The sequence below is a fragment of the Actinomadura flavalba DSM 45200 genome, from assembly GCF_000374305.1.
GTDB classification, from domain to species: Bacteria; Actinomycetota; Actinomycetes; order Streptosporangiales; family Streptosporangiaceae; genus Spirillospora; species Spirillospora flavalba.
The window spans coordinates 752,290-766,470 of record NZ_KB894093.1 but is presented as its reverse complement, the minus strand read 5'-3'; the positions used below and the strand labels follow the sequence as shown (position 1 = coordinate 766,470).

The window sequence follows — 14,181 nt, the reverse complement described above, 5'->3', positions numbered from 1 at the left end:
GTTAGAACCAGATTTCACCCCTTACATGGTGATGTATTCTCGATCTCCGGTGACGAACGGATCGCCGACGGAGACGCCTCCCCCCGCCAGCTCCGCGCGATCCGGTGTCGACACGGGTGCCCGCGCGGACGGTTTCGAGGTCTGCCGCGTGCGGGCTCCGCCGTCCGCGTGACGGAACAGGCGCCGTCGCCGTCTGGCTACAGGGCGCTCCCAATCCCAGGTGCATGCGAGCGCCCGGCGGGCCCGACATCAGGGGCAAACCGGATTAAAGGTCGTGAGAATGGCACCTACGCTCAGCATCGTCGTCCCGATCTACAAGGTCGAGGAGTATCTCGCCGAGTGCCTGGAGTCACTCACCGCGCAGACGCTCACCGACCTTGAGATCATCATGGTGGACGACGGCTCCCCCGACGGCAGCGCGGACATCGCCAGGGAGTTCGAGGCGCGCGACCCGCGCTTCCGGCTCGTCCGCAAGCAGAACGAGGGCCTCGGCCCGGCCCGCAACACCGGCGCGGAGCACGCGACCGGCACCTACCTCGCGTTCCTCGACAGCGACGACAAGGTCCCCTCCTACGCCTACGAGCTGATGGTCGGCTCCCTGGAGAAGACCGGCTCGGACCTGGTCAGCGGCGGCGTCGACCGGTTCGACGCCGAACGCGCCGTCCGCGCCAAGTTCTACCGCGACACCTTCGCCCGCGACCGGCTCCAGACGCACGTCAGCCGCGACCCCGCGCTGCTGCGCGACCGCACGGCCTGGAACAAGGTGTTCCGGCGCGCGTTCTGGGACGAGCACGGCTTCGCGTTCCCGCCCGGCGCGTACGAGGACATCCCGGTCATGATCCCCGCGCACGTGCGGGCGACGTCCGTGGACGTCCTGTCGGAGACGATCTATCTGTACCGGGTGCGCGAGAGCGGTGGGGAACTCTCGATCACCCAGCGGCGGACCGAGGCCACGAACCTGGAGGACCGGCTGCGGTCGGTCGGCGCCGTCTCGGAGTTCCTGCGCACGGCCGCGCCGGACCTGAAGGACGCCTACGACCTGGCCAGCCTGGAGGACGATCTGATGATCTTCCTCAACGCGGCGGAGGACGGAGACGCCGAGTACCGCGAGCGGCTGTGCCGCCTCGTCGGCGCCTACGTGGCCGGGTTCGACGCCAGGCTGTTCGACTCCCTCCCGTCGCTGGCACGACTCAAGTACCACCTCACCGTCACCGGCCGGGGCGACGACCTGGCCCGCGTCCGCGAGTACGAGCGCACCGGCCGTCCGGTCACCGAGCCCGAGGCCCGGGGCCTGCTGCGCCGCCGCTGGTACGCCGGGCACCCGTTCCGCGACGACCCCGAGCGCGCGATCCCCGCCGCGGTCTACGACATGACGGACGAGCTGGAACTGTCCGCGCAGATCGACGACATCGTCTGGGACGGCGGCACCGTCCGGCTGACCGGGCACGCCTACGTCGACGGCCTGCCGATGACGGCGGACGACCAGATCGACGTCTGGCTCCGGCACACCAAGTCCAACGTCACGTACCGTCCGGCGCTGCGCCGCGTGGACGTCCCGGAGGTCACCGCGACGTCCCGGCAGTCGGCGGTGGGCTACGACGGCGCGGGCTTCGTCGTGGACGTCGAGACCGACCGGCTGCCGCCGGTGCCGAACACTGTCCGGGCGGACTGGCAGTTCCACGTGACCGTCAAGGCGGGCCGGGGCCGCGACCGGATCGTCCGGTCCGGCCCGATCCTGACGTGCGGGCCGATCGCGCGCTGGGCGCGCTACCGCGACCTGGACGGCCGCCGCGTGCAGGTCGTGCAGGACGCCAAGACCGGTGTGACGCTCCGGCTGCGTCAGCCCGAGGTCATGCTGACCGGGCAGGAGTGGGGCGCGGACGCGCTCACCCTGTCGGGCTGGACGACGACGACCGGCGCCGCCGCCGACCGGCTCGTGCTGGCGAGCCGCGAGCGCGGCACGCGGGTGCGGCTGCCCGTCGCCTACGGGACGCCCGAGGACGGCCGCACACCGTTCCGCTGCGCGGTGCCCTACGACGAGTTCACCGGTTCCGTGGCGGAGGCCGAGGCGTTCACCGAGACGATCGGCCACACGCTCGCGCTCTCGTCGAGCGGCGGCACGCCGCGGCTGTCGGTGCCGGACGACTTCACCGAGTCGGCGGGCGGGCAGGGCGCGTTCGGCTTCGTGATCGGCCGGACCCGGTACGGCAACGCGCTGGTCAACGTCGGTCCCGCGCACCTCGTCGCGACCCGCGCGAGCTGGGACGGCGACACGCTGGTCATCGGCGGCGCCTACGCCGGTGCCGTGGAAGCGGTGCCGCCGCCCACCCGGCTCGCGCTCCAGCGGCGGCGCGGCGGGGAACGGCACGTCGTTCCGCTCGCCTGGGACGGATCGTCGTTCGAGGCGCGGTTCCGGCCGGGCGCGATGCCCGGCTGGGCGGGCGAACTGCCGCTGATCGTCGGCACCTGGGACATCGCGGGCACGGACGCCGAGGGACGGCAGTTCCCGCTGCGGGGCGGGCGCAACTGCTTCGGCGACCTGCCGGAGGCGGTCGTCGCGGCGGGGTTCCGGTTCCGGGTCTGGCCGTCGCGGGGCGCCGGACTGCACCTGTCGGCGCAGATCGACCGCGAACCGGACGAGTTCGGCCCCTACAAGCAACGCATCCTGGAGGAACGCGACTATCCGGCGTTCCTGCGCCGTCCGGTGCGCGACCTCATCACGTTCGAGAGCTTCTTCGGCTGGCAGTACTCCTGCAACCCGAAGGCGATCTACGAGGAGTTCCGCCGCCGCGACACCGGCCACGAACTCGTGTGGGTGCTCGGCGACCGGCACTTCACCGTCCCGGACGGCGGCCGGACCGTGCAGCGGTTCTCCCGCGAGTACTACGAGCTGACGGCGCAGGCGCGGATCGTCGTGAACAACGCGGCGCAGCCGCACACCTACCTGTCCCGCCCCGACCAGCTCTACGTCCAGACCTGGCACGGGACGCCGATCAAGAGCGTCGGCTTCGAGATGCTCTGGTCGACGATGGAGCGCCGCGACCAGCGGCAGCGCGTGCTGGCCGAGGACATCGCCCGGTGGGGGCTGCTGCTCACGCAGAACCCGTTCACGACCGAGGTGATGCGCCGGGCGTTCCACTACGACGGCGAGGTGCTGGAGAGCGGCTATCCGCGCAACGACGCCGCCCACCGGCCGGACGCCGCGCGGGTCCGTGCCCGCGTCCGCCACGAACTCGGCATTCCGGACGGGAAGCGGGCGGTGCTGTACGCGCCGACGTGGCGCGACAACCTGCGTGTCGGGGCGGGACTCTCCCGGCACCAGCTCGGGCTGGACCTGGAGCGGGCGGCGGCGGCCCTGGGCGGCGACACGGTCCTGCTGCTGCGGTTGCACCACATGCTGAACGTTCAGGTTCCGGACGGTCTGGAGCACTTCGTGATGAACGTCACCGACCATCCGGACATCACGGAGCTGTTCATCGCGTCGGATGCGCTGGTCACCGACTACTCGTCAGTGATGTGCGACTATTCCGGGCTCCGGCGGCCTATCCTGCTGTTCGCGCCGGACTTCGAGTCCTACCGCGACGACGTACGGGGCTTCACCTTCGATCTGGAGGCGCAGGCACCCGGACCGATCCTGCGGTCGTCGGACGAGCTGATCGGCGCACTGGAGGCGCTCGACACCGTCGCGGCGGACTCCGCGCCGGCCCTGGAGCAGTTCGCCAAGTCGTTCGCCCCGTTCGACGACGGCCACGCTGCCGCCAGGGTCGTCGACCACCTGCTGAGTCGTTGAAACCGTGACGTCCCGGTCACCGGATTCGTTCTAGAGTGACCGGGACGTCCGCCCCTTCACGGAAAGGGGCGCAGGGAACCTGGAGGATCGGAGATGCCCGCCAAGCTCAGCGTGGTTGTCCCGATGCACAACGTGCAGGACTACCTGGCCGCCTGCCTGGAATCGCTGGCGGCCCAGACCTTGGACGACCTGGAGGTCCTCCTCGTCGACGACGGATCGCAGGACGACACCGTCGTCATCGCCGAGAGCTTCGCCGCCGGCGACCCACGGTTCCGGGTGCTGCGCCAGGACAACCTCGGCCCGGGCCCGGCCCGCAACCACGGCATCGCCGAGGCGACCGGCGAGTACCTCGCCTTCGCCGACGGGGACGACCTGCTGCCGCCGCAGGCGTACGCGCTGCTCGTCGCGTCCCTGGACCGCACCGGCTCCGACCTCGCGTGCGGCAACGCGCACCGCTTCGAGTCCGACCGGACCTTCCAGTCGTGGCTGCATGACAAGGTGTTCACCACCGCCCGGGAACGTACCCATATCACCCAGCACCCGCCGCTCGTCCGCGACCGCTGCGTGTGGAACAAGGTCTACCGCCGCTCCTTCTGGGACGCCCACGGGTTCACGTTCCCCGACGGCCTCTACGAGGACTGCCCCGTCGCCGTCGGCGCCCACCTGGCCGCGTCGGCGATCGACGTGATCGAGGAGACCGTCTACTTCTGGCGGCGCCGGGCCGGGTCGATCACCGCCGAGAAGTTCGACCTCGACAACTACGAGCAGCGCGTCCGGATGGTCACCGACCTGCGCGCCCGCTTCGCCCGCCAGGCGCCCGCGCTGCTGCCGCACGCCGACGAGCAGTTGTTCATCGACGTCGACCTGCGCGTCCTGCTGGAGGCGCTGCCGCGCACCGCCGACGAGGATCGCGGCGGCCTGCTCACGTTCGGCGCCGCCGTCATCCGCGCCCTCGACCCCGCCGTCGTCGCCGCGCAGCCCGCCCTGCTGCGGCTCCAGATGCACCTGCTCTCGCACGGCCGGCTCGACGAACTGCTCGACGTCCTCACCTTCGTCCGCATCGGCGCCGCCAAGGACGCGCCGTACGTCCAGCGCGGACGCAAGGGCCGCTGGTTCGCCCAGTACCCGTTCTTCGAGGACGCCGCGGCGGCGCTGCCCGAGCACCTGTACGACGTCACCGACGAGCTGGCCGCCGTCGCCCGCGTCGACCGGCTCTCCTGGAACGGCCCCCGGCTCCGCATCGAGGGGCACGCCTACGTGCGCGGCATCGACGCCTCGTCGCAGGACGACCTGCGGCTGCGGCTGTGGCTCGTCGCCGAGGGCAAGAAGGGGCTGCGGCGGCTGCCCGTCAAGCGCGTCCCGCGCCCCGACGTGACCGCGCTGTCCCGTCAGTCGACGGTGTCGTGTGAATGGTCCGGGTTCGTCACCGAGGTCGATCCCGCCGAGCTGAAGGTCCTCGGCATCCGCCGCGAGACCGACTGGCGGCTCGTCGTCGAGGTGATCACGCACGGCCGCAAGTGGCGGCGCACCGTCGCCCCGCCGCGCGAGGCACGGCAGCGCTGGCCGCTCCAGCGGGAACTGCCCGACGGCGTGCTGTTCCACGCCGTCACCCCGCGCTTCCTGCGGCTGCGGGTCCGCCGGCCCGGCGCGCTCATCACCGCGCACCGCCGCGACGGCGACCACCTGGAGATCGAGGGCGTGCTCGCGCGCGAACCCGCCGCCGGGACCAAGCTCATCGCCGCCTCGCCGGTCGCGCGCACCGTCCGCGCGCCGCTGACCGTCACGCCCGACGGCGCCGGACGCTTCCGCTTCACCGCCCGGCTGCCGCTGGCGCGGCTCGGCGCGCCCGAGGCCGTCAACGTCGGCGTCCCGGCCGGGCTGGGCGCCGCGTGGGAGTCGCCCGGCGGCGTCGGCTGGTCGTTCCGGCTCAGCGACGGCACCAAGCCGGTGATCGACGAGAGCGCCCCCGACGGCCGCTACGCCGTCCCCGGCCACGACGGCGTCGAGGTCGTGATCACGCGGTCGAAGTTCGCGAACCTCACCGGGTCCGCGCGGCCCGCGCTGCCCGTCCTGACGTCCGCCCGCTGGGACGGCGGGCGGTTCACACTGACCGGCACGTGGAGCGGCGGCCCCGGCCGCCCCGACCACCTGCTGCTGCGGCGGCACCGGTCCAGCAAGCAGTACACGGTGGCGACGGAATGGGACGGCGACCGGTTCACCGCCGCGTTCGAGCCCGCCGCCATGCCGGAGTTCGGGGCGGCGCTGCCGCTCGCGCGCGGCACCTGGAACGTGCGCGCGCGGGCCGGCGACCGGGAACTGCCCGTCGTCGCCGAACGCGCCGCGATGCGGAACCTGCCGCCCCGGCACGTCGTCGGGCTGCACGAGTTCGAGACCCACGCCACCGGCGACGACGCCGTCCAGCTCCGCGTCCGCGTCGCGCTGGCCGACGACGAGTCCGGCGGGTACGCGCAGCGCCTCCTGCACACCGAGGAGTACGCGCGCTTCCGGCGCGAACCGCTGCTCGACCTCGCCGTCTTCGACGCCTTCGACGGCCGCCAGTACTCCGACAACCCGCGCGGCGTCTTCGAGGAACTGCGCCGCACCCGGCCCGAGATGGAATGCGTCTGGGTCACCCGCGACGGGCAGTTCCCGGCGCCCGACGGCGCCCGCGTCGTGCTCAGCGGCAGCCGCGAGCACGTCCGCGCGATGGCGCGCGCGAAGGTCGTGTTCGGCAACTGGCGGCAGGCGACGTGGTTCGTCAAGCGGGAGGGCCAGCAGTACGTCCAGCTCTGGCACGGCACGCCGCTGAAGAAGATCGGCTACGACCTCAAGGAGATGCCCTACAAGCGGACCGAGGGCGTCGTCTGGATGGACTACGACGTCCCCAACTGGGACCTGCTCGTCGCGCAGAACTCCTTCTCCGAGCCGCTGTTCCGCAGCGCGTTCCGCTACACCGGCGAGATCGCCACGCTCGGGTATCCGCGCAACGACCTGCTCAACCGGCCCGAACGGCACCGGCTGGCGCTGGAGGTCCGCGAACGGCTCGGCATCGCGCCCGGGACGAAGGTCGTCATGTACGCGCCGACCTGGCGCGACGACTTCCACTTCTCGATCGGCACGCGCGGCTTCCAGCTCGCCCTCGACCTCGACGCCGCGGCGGCGGCACTCGGCGGTGACCACGTCCTGCTGCTGCGGACGCACTACCTGGTGACGGACAAACCGGCGCCGGGCGAGAACCCGTTCGTCATCGACGTGTCGGACTATCCCGACATCGCGGAGCTGTACCTGATCACGGACGTGTTCATCACCGACTACTCGTCGTCGATGTTCGACTTCGCCGTCACCGGCAAGCCCATGCTCTTCTACACCTACGACCTGGAGCGCTACCGCGACCACGTGCGCGGGTTCTACTTCGACTTCGAGGCCGAGTCGCCCGGGCCGCTGCTCAGCTCCTCCGACGAGGTGATCAAGTCGATCGCCGACATCGACGCCGTGTCCGAGTGGTACGCGGGCGCCTACGCGGCGTTCCGGGCGAAGTTCTGCCCGCACGACGACGGACGCGCCGGGGCCCGGGTGCTGGAACGCGTCCTGCGCTGACCCGTCAGCCCGGACGCCGGGCGCGCGCCAGCAGCGTCGTGCCCGGGAACGAGCCGACGGGCAGGCGGCGTTCGGCGGCCAGCAGCCACGCCAGCAACCGGTTCACGACCGGATGCCGGGGACGCGGCTCCCAGCCGTCCACGCAGTGCCGGCGCAACCGGACCGCCGGGCGCAGCAGCACGTTCCAGTGCGTGACCTGCTCGCAGATCAGGCCCGCCTCGGCGAGCAGCCGCATCAGCGTGGCGCGCGTGTAGCGGCGGACGCGCCCGCGCGCGATGTCGTGCGCCGACCACAGCGCCAGGTCGCACGGCACCGACACCAGCGCGGAGCCGCCCGGCTTGAGGACGCGGGCCATCTCGCGGGCGGCGGCGAGGTCGTCGTCCACGTGCGCCAGGACGTCGAACGCCAGCGTCAGGTCGAAGCTCGCTGTCGGCAGCGGCAGCCAGCGCGCGTCGGCGACGTGCGCGTCGACGCCCGCCTCCCGGCACCGCGCCACGGCGGCCGGGTCGGCGTCCACGGCCGTCACCTGCCAGCCGTGGTCGAGCAGCGCCAGCGACAGCGCGCCGCGCCCCGCGCCGACGTCGAGGGCCTGGTCACGGCCCGGTTCCGGCCCGCCGACCCGCGCCAGCGCGCGGGCGAGCACGGCGCGGCGCTCCCGGTACCACCACTGCTCGTCCGGTCCCGGCCGGACACCGATGCTCTGCACGGGACCAGCCGACGCGATCATGCCCGGCACCGGCGACCGGCGCCGCCGATCATGATCGGAATCTTGCGCGGACTTGCCCGGCCGCTGGCCCTCAGCCGCTCCGGCGCCGCAACCTGCGGACGATCAGCAGCAGCACGACGAGCAGCGCCGCCAGCGGGACGATCCGGCGCAGCGTCGGCACCGGCTGTTCCTCCGGCCCCTCGGCCGCGACCGGCACGGCGTCGCGGGGCCGCAGCGGCGTCACCGGCGCGACGCCCGCCTCCACCGCACTCACCGGCCGTGGCCTCGGCACGACCGGCGTGACCCGCTCGACGACCGGCTCGTCTGGAACGTCTGGGACGTCGGGGTCGGGGAGGGGGCTGGGCTCGGTCGCGTCGGCCTCTTCCCGTTCGGTGAGGAGCGGCGCAGGGTCGTCGGGCACGAGGGGCGTGGGTTCGCCTTCGAACGCGTCCGCGCCCGTCTCGTTGTCGGCGGCGCCGTTGGACGGACGCGGCCCGGCGACGGGGTCCGGCTCGTCACCGGTCCGGGGCTCGGCGGATTCGTCGTTGCTCTCAGCGCTGGCGTCCGGCGGCTCGGTGACGTCGCCGAGGGCGGGCGGCGGTACGGGGAGCGGTTCGTTGCCGGGGGTGGGCGTGCCCGTGGCGGGAGGCGGTGGGGCGGGTGCGCCCGTGGCGGGAGGCGGTGCGGGGAGCGGTTCCTTGCCGGGGGCGGGTGCGCCCGTAGCGGGAGGCGACGCGGGGAGCGGTTCTTCGCCGGGGATGGGCGCGCCGGGGGCGGGAGGCGGTGCGGGGAGGGGTTCGTCGCCGGGGGCGGGTGCGCCCGTGGCGGGAGGAGAGGCGGGGAGCGGTTCGTCTGCGGCAGGGGGCGCGGCGCGGGGCGGCGGGGTGGCGTCGTCGGGGGCGGGGCGCTGCGGGGGGACGGGGGTGGCGGGGAGGTCGGAGGCGGCGGGGGCCGGGGTGGGTGCCGTCTCGGCTTCGGCCTCGGGTGGGAGCGCGGGTTCGTCCGGGGGTGTCGGCTCGGGAGGCGGCGGGGTGGCGGGAGGTTCGTCCGCGGCGGCCTGGGCGAGGGCGGGCGGGTTCTGCCGGAGGTCGGCGTCCAGGTTCTTGGCGAAGCGGGCGACGAGGCGGGCGCCCACGTCGGCGAGGACGTCGGCGGGCACGTCGGCGGGACGTCCGGTCACGTGCAGCTTCGTGTGCAGGGCGACGCGGGTGGCGCCGTCCTCGCCGCGCAGCCGGGCCTGGACGGTCGCCGTGGCGGTGCCCGCGCCGCGGGCCTCCTTGCCGGTCGCCTCGACGGTGATCGTGCCTGCGGCCTGGTCGGCCGAGACGATCCGCGCGGTGCCCCGGTAGGTGACGGTCATCGCACCGATCCGCAACCGCAGCCGTCCTCGCCGCTCGTCACCGTCGACCGCGTCCAGTGTCGCACCCGGGACGCTCGCCGCGACCCGCTCCGCGTCCGGCAGCACCGACCAGGCCACATCCACCGGCACCGGGACGGTGAATTCGTGGTCGAGCTCCATGATCTCGCGCCCTTCTGATCCGGTTCCCTGCCCACCGACCCTACGACCGCCACACCGCCCACCGCCAGACACCCCGAAATCCGGGCCGCCCGCGACCTAGACCTCCCGCTGACCCACCCCACATGCCGGCCACCGCCGAGCGACGGTCGCTGCCTCTGCTCACATGACGGCCACCGCTGAGCGACGGACCTCGGCTTCGCCCGAACGCCTGTTGTGCCACCCAGCCCCGCGCCCCGCGCGAGCAGAGCCCCCGTGAGAGTTATCCACAGGTTCGGGATCGGGTTTTTATTTTCCTTCGGTGCGCGGGAGGGTGGTCTCAGGGCGTGGTCGGCGGGGGTCGGCTGTGGCTTGGAGGTGTGTGATGCGTGGTCTGGTCAGGGTGTTCGTTCGGCGGGCGGTGCTTTGTGCGTGGGCGGTGCTGCGGCGGGGGACTGGCGGCGCGGGGCGGGTCGGGGCGGGCGGGGAGAGCGCGGGTGCGGCGCGGGGCGGGGGAGGGGTCGCGTCGCCCGGGGTGTCAGCGGTGGGGGGTGAGGCGGGTGCTGTGGAGGGAGGCGCCGTCGATGTCGCGGAGGTGGACGGTCAGCGTGCGGGTGGCGGCGTCGATCTCGACCTGGCCGAAGAACTGGAAGCCCTCGGCGGGGGAGGTGTTGGCGCGGGGCGGCGTCTTGCGGAACTTGAGCTGCGGGCCGAACGTCGCGTCGAGCTCGTTCGGGCCGAATGCGCCGGCGTTCAGGGGGCCGGTGACGAACTCCCAGAACGGGTCGAAGTCCTGGAAGACCGCCTTGGCCGGGTCGTAGTGATGCGCGGCCGTGTAGTGAACGTCGGCCGTCAGCCATACCGTGTTGCGCACCTTGTGGCGCTTCAGCGTGGAGAGCAGGTCGGCGATCTCGCGTTCGCGGCCGAGCGGCGTGCCCGGGTCGCCCTGCGCGACGGCCTCGAACGCGGTGCCGTCCGGCACGATGAGGCCCAGCGGCAGGTCGGCGGCGATCACCTTCCACGTAGCGCGCGAGGCCCGTAGCTCGCGCTTCAGCCAGGCGAGCTGGGCGCGGCCCAGCACGCCGTCGCGCTGGCGGGGGTCGGTGCCGGGGCCGTTGGCGTCCTTGTAGGTGCGCATGTCGAGCACGAAGACGTCCAGGAGGGGGCCGTAGGAGACCTTCCGGTAGAGGCGGTCGCCACTGCGGGGACGCACCGGCGTGTACTCCAGCATCGCGCGGCGTCCACGGGCGGCGAGCACGTCCACGCGCTTCTCGGTGTACTGCGGCGAGTCCAGGATCTCGCCCGGGTACCAGTTGTTCGTGACCTCGTGATCGTCCCACTGGTAGATCATCGGCACCCTGGCGTTGAAGCGGCGCAGGTTCTCGTCCAGCAGGTTGTAGCGGAACTGGCCCCGGTACTCGGCGAGCGTCTCGGCGACCTTCGCCTTCTCCGGGGTGAGCACGTTGCGCCAGACGCGGCCGTCCGGCAGCGCGACCGTCTCGGCGAGCGGGCCGTCGGCGTAGACGAGGTCGCCGCTGCACAGGAAGAAGTCGGGGTCGAGCGTCTCCATCGCCCGGAAGATCCGGTAGCCGCCGTGCGCGGGGTCGATGCCCCAGCCCTGACCGGCCAGGTCGCCCGACCACACGAACGAGACGTCGCGCGAGCGCGGCAGAAGGGAGGACGGGGCGGTGCGCAGCCGTCCGCCGACCGGTGCGGAGACCGCGCGGCCGTCGTCGAGGCGCACGCGGTAGTGCAGTTCGCGTCCTGGAGGGAGGTGGCGCAGCAGCGTCTTGCCGGTCAGGTCGGTGCCGGGCGTCAGCAGCGGGCCGCGTACGGTCGCCGCGCCCCGGAAGTCGGGGCGGTGCGACACGTCCACCAGCATCCGCGCGGGACGGTCGGCGCGCGCCCACACGACGGCGTCGTGCGCGGTGACCTCGCCGCTCTGCACGCCGTGCGTGAGGCGCGGCCGGTTCGTCCGCAGCAGGCCGGGCGCCGTCATCGGCCCGGCGGACGCGGACGCGGGCGCGGCGGTCGCCCCGAGCAGCGTCGTGCCGGTGGTCACGAGTGCGCCGCGCAGGACGGTCCGGCGGTCGAGGGTCATGGCGGCTCCGTTCGGTCGAGCATGATCGTTCACCGCGTCATGCTCATCGCCGGTGGTGGCGCCGGTGTGATCGTCCCGTGTCCGACTTGACAACGCTCGGTGACGGAGTGTCTCCTAGGACCCATGTCAGCGCGCTCTGCTCTTCGCAGCCCCGTGGCTCTTCGCCGCGCGGCCAGCGCGCTGTGTCCTTCGTGTTGTCGCTGACCTTCGTACCGGCGACCCCTTCCGGATGACGTTTCGCCTTTCCCGGATCTCTTTTCTCACGAAGGACCTCTGTCATGGTTCCCGACCTGATGATGCGCGGCCAGGACGACCCGCACGGCCGAGCCCTCGCCCATCGCCCGGCCACGGTCGGCCAGCTCACCGACCACCTCGGCACCCTCACCGCGAGCCCGTCCGCGTGGTGGCACCGCGTCGACTTCGACGCCGACACGCCCCAGCACGTCCCGCTGAACACCCGCCCCGACATCGACGCCTGGCTGACGGTCTGGCCCCCCGGCCACCGCGCCGCCCCCGCGGCCGCCGGGACCACCGAGGTCAGCACCGTTCTGGCGGGCACCCTCGACGAGATCATCATGTCCCCGCAGGGCGTCACCGAACGCCCCCTCCGCCCGGGCCGCACCCGCGTCCACGCCCCCACCACCACCCGCACCCTCGCCAACCCCGGCCCCGCCTACGCCATCACCCTCCACGCCCGCGCCTCCTGAGCATCCGCCCTCCATCCGCCGACCGAGGCCGCCGACGCCGGCCGGGGCATAGCCGGTGGTCGCGTGGGTGTGCGGCGATCTACGCGCTGACGTCGGTGCAGTTGCCCGGTCAGCAAGGCCAGGTGTACGCCGGCATCGGCACCTCGCCGGGCTTCACCACCGAGCACCGCGACATCAGCGCCCGGTGCACCGGCATCTCGCTGCGGCACGGGCGGGCCCCACCCGCCCCGCATCGGGGTTCGGGTGGAGGGATCAGTGGCGGCGGCGCCAGGTGAGGGCGCGGAACGTGAGGGTGAGGGCGAGAGCGGCGACGGTGGTGAGGACCGTTTCCAGGAGAGGGAATGGAAGAGTGCCGGTGACGCCGGTGTAGAGGAAGTAGGCGGCGGCGCCGAGGAAGAACAGGGCGAGGGGAAGCGTGCCGAAGTCGTAGCGGGGTTTGCGGGCGTCAGGCACGGCTGACCTCCACGTCGCCCAGGCGGGTGCGGACGTTCAGGTCGATGACGGGCGGGTTGGCGGGGGCGCCGTCGGCCTCCAGGATCTCCGTGTGGCGGATCTTCGGGCCGTTGACGGTGCGGTCGCCGACGCGCAGGTCGCCCACGGTGAGGCGGGCGTGCAGGCGGACGCGGGCGCCGCGCGGGACCGTCAGCTCCAGCTCGCCGACCATCACCTGGGCGTCCACGCTGACGCGCTCACCGGCGCGGACCGGCAGCGCGGTCAGGTCGAGCCGCCCCTTGCCGATCGCGACCCGGTAGACCTCGTGTGTTCTGACAGTGCTCACCGGTCTCCAATCGACATCACCGTAACGAGTGCCTTCCGGCAGGCTGAGGACCAGCGACCCGGCCAGCAGCGTCAGGACGAGCAGCGACCCGGTCGTGGCGAGACCGCCCGCCCGGAACCAGCCGCCGAACAGCGTGCCGATCCCGACGACCGCCAGCCCGACGGCGCCGACGATCAGCCAGAGCCGCAGGTCGGAGCGGTCGTCGGCGAACGGCAGGGCCAGCGCCCCCGCGCCCGCCGCCGCGAGCACGGTGACCGACGTCAGCGCCGGCCACCCCTTCCGCCCGCAGTCCTCCTTCGCCTTCACCGGCGCGGACGCACCCGCCGACGGCGCGGCACCGGCCGCCGTCGCGCCGCCCCCCGAGTACCGCGCGAGGTCGATCATCCCGTCCGGCAGCCCGCCCGGACCCCCGGCGGACGCGGGCTTGTCGAACGTCACCGGCGTGCTCGCCGGAGGCTCCTGCACGTCGGGCGGACGATGCCCCTGCAACCGCTCCGGGAACGACCGCGCGGCCGCCACCAGGTCGACGCCCCGCCCGTGGACGGTGAGCAGCGCCAGCCCGAACACGGTCAGCGCCGCGACGGCGTCGGTGGAGAACCCGTTGCCGAGGAGGCTGAGCAGCACCCCGACGCCGAGCAGCGCGCCGAGGACCGACAGCACCGCGGCGGCGTCGAACCAGCGCCGGAACACCTGCTCGGCGGGCGAGGACGTCGCGGGCGACGACGGCATGAGCAGCGCCGCCGCGAGGTAGAGCATGATCCCCTGCCCGCCCGCGAAGACCAGCAGCGCGAACCCGACCCGGTACACGACCGGGTCGATGCCGGTGGACCGCCCGAGCCCGGTGCAGACCCCCGCGAGGATGCGCCCCTCGGGAGCCCGGGCGAGGCGCCGGTAGTCCGTCGTCGTTTCGACCATGCCCCCATCCTCCGCCGTCCGCACTCCCCGCCGGTATCCGGGAAACCCCTGGTCCGACCCCTAGGTCGCTCCCGGACCCTGAGCGCGGCTCA

At 73.2% G+C, this 14,181-nt stretch carries 8 protein-coding genes; 3 read left to right on the top strand and 5 right to left on the bottom strand.

Annotated elements, in window-relative coordinates; genetic code table 11:
• The first annotated feature begins 280 nt into the window (after positions 1 to 280).
• Together C229_RS0103395 and C229_RS0103390 are read left to right on the top strand one after the other, a co-directional pair.
• Entirely contained in the window at positions 281 to 3,790 is a 3,510-nt protein-coding gene (locus C229_RS0103395) for a bifunctional glycosyltransferase/CDP-glycerol:glycerophosphate glycerophosphotransferase (RefSeq protein WP_018653674.1), read from the top strand.
• A gap of 93 nt (positions 3,791 to 3,883) precedes the next feature.
• Positions 3,884 to 7,387: a bifunctional glycosyltransferase/CDP-glycerol:glycerophosphate glycerophosphotransferase gene (locus C229_RS0103390; protein ID WP_018653673.1), complete on the top strand. Its 3,504-nt coding sequence runs from the start codon at positions 3,884 to 3,886 to the stop codon at positions 7,385 to 7,387.
• Between the two features lie 4 nt (positions 7,388 to 7,391).
• Here the strand turns inward: C229_RS0103390 and C229_RS0103385 are convergent, their stop codons facing one another.
• The 3 genes from C229_RS0103385 to C229_RS0103375 all read right to left on the bottom strand — a co-directional run bounded on the left by C229_RS0103385 (position 7,392) and on the right by C229_RS0103375 (position 11,689).
• Positions 7,392 to 8,093, bottom strand: a complete 702-nt coding sequence (locus C229_RS0103385; RefSeq protein ID WP_240487063.1) for a class I SAM-dependent methyltransferase — start codon at positions 8,091 to 8,093, stop codon at positions 7,392 to 7,394.
• 91 nt (positions 8,094 to 8,184) lie between these two features.
• On the bottom strand, positions 8,185 to 9,612 hold the full coding sequence (locus C229_RS35695) for an SRPBCC family protein (RefSeq protein ID WP_018653671.1): 1,428 nt from the start codon (positions 9,610 to 9,612) through the stop codon (positions 8,185 to 8,187).
• A gap of 514 nt (positions 9,613 to 10,126) precedes the next feature.
• Positions 10,127 to 11,689, bottom strand: coding sequence for an alkaline phosphatase D family protein (locus C229_RS0103375; protein WP_018653670.1), 1,563 nt, complete (start codon positions 11,687 to 11,689; stop codon positions 10,127 to 10,129).
• A 278-nt stretch (positions 11,690 to 11,967) separates the two neighbouring features.
• Here C229_RS0103375 and C229_RS0103370 point away from each other — a divergent pair, with 278 nt between their 5' ends.
• Positions 11,968 to 12,396 (top strand): cupin domain-containing protein, encoded by a 429-nt coding sequence (locus tag C229_RS0103370; RefSeq protein WP_018653669.1) that lies wholly within the window; start codon positions 11,968 to 11,970, stop codon positions 12,394 to 12,396.
• 252 nt (positions 12,397 to 12,648) lie between these two features.
• Here C229_RS0103370 and C229_RS0103365 read toward each other — a convergent pair whose 3' ends face one another.
• A complete protein-coding gene (locus tag C229_RS0103365; RefSeq protein ID WP_018653668.1) occupies positions 12,649 to 12,849 on the bottom strand; it encodes a hypothetical protein in 201 nt (66 codons plus the stop codon).
• The gene (locus tag C229_RS0103360; protein ID WP_018653667.1) at positions 12,842 to 14,089 is read right to left on the bottom strand and encodes a PspC domain-containing protein; all 1,248 of its coding nucleotides are present in this window, start codon (positions 14,087 to 14,089) and stop codon (positions 12,842 to 12,844) included. The genes C229_RS0103365 and C229_RS0103360 overlap by 8 nt, the downstream gene beginning before the upstream one ends.
• Positions 14,090 to 14,181 lie beyond the last annotated feature (92 nt).

Coding starts and splice junctions, on each gene's coding strand:
- C229_RS0103375 (WP_018653670.1), bottom strand. CDS start 11,689: ATGACCCTCGACCGCCGGACCGTCCTGCGCGGCGCACTCGTGACCACC.
- C229_RS0103390 (WP_018653673.1), top strand. CDS start 3,884: ATGCCCGCCAAGCTCAGCGTGGTTGTCCCGATGCACAACGTGCAGGAC.
- C229_RS0103360 (WP_018653667.1), bottom strand. CDS start 14,089: ATGGTCGAAACGACGACGGACTACCGGCGCCTCGCCCGGGCTCCCGAG.
- C229_RS35695 (WP_018653671.1), bottom strand. CDS start 9,612: ATGGAGCTCGACCACGAATTCACCGTCCCGGTGCCGGTGGATGTGGCC.
- C229_RS0103370 (WP_018653669.1), top strand. CDS start 11,968: ATGGTTCCCGACCTGATGATGCGCGGCCAGGACGACCCGCACGGCCGA.
- C229_RS0103395 (WP_018653674.1), top strand. CDS start 281: ATGGCACCTACGCTCAGCATCGTCGTCCCGATCTACAAGGTCGAGGAG.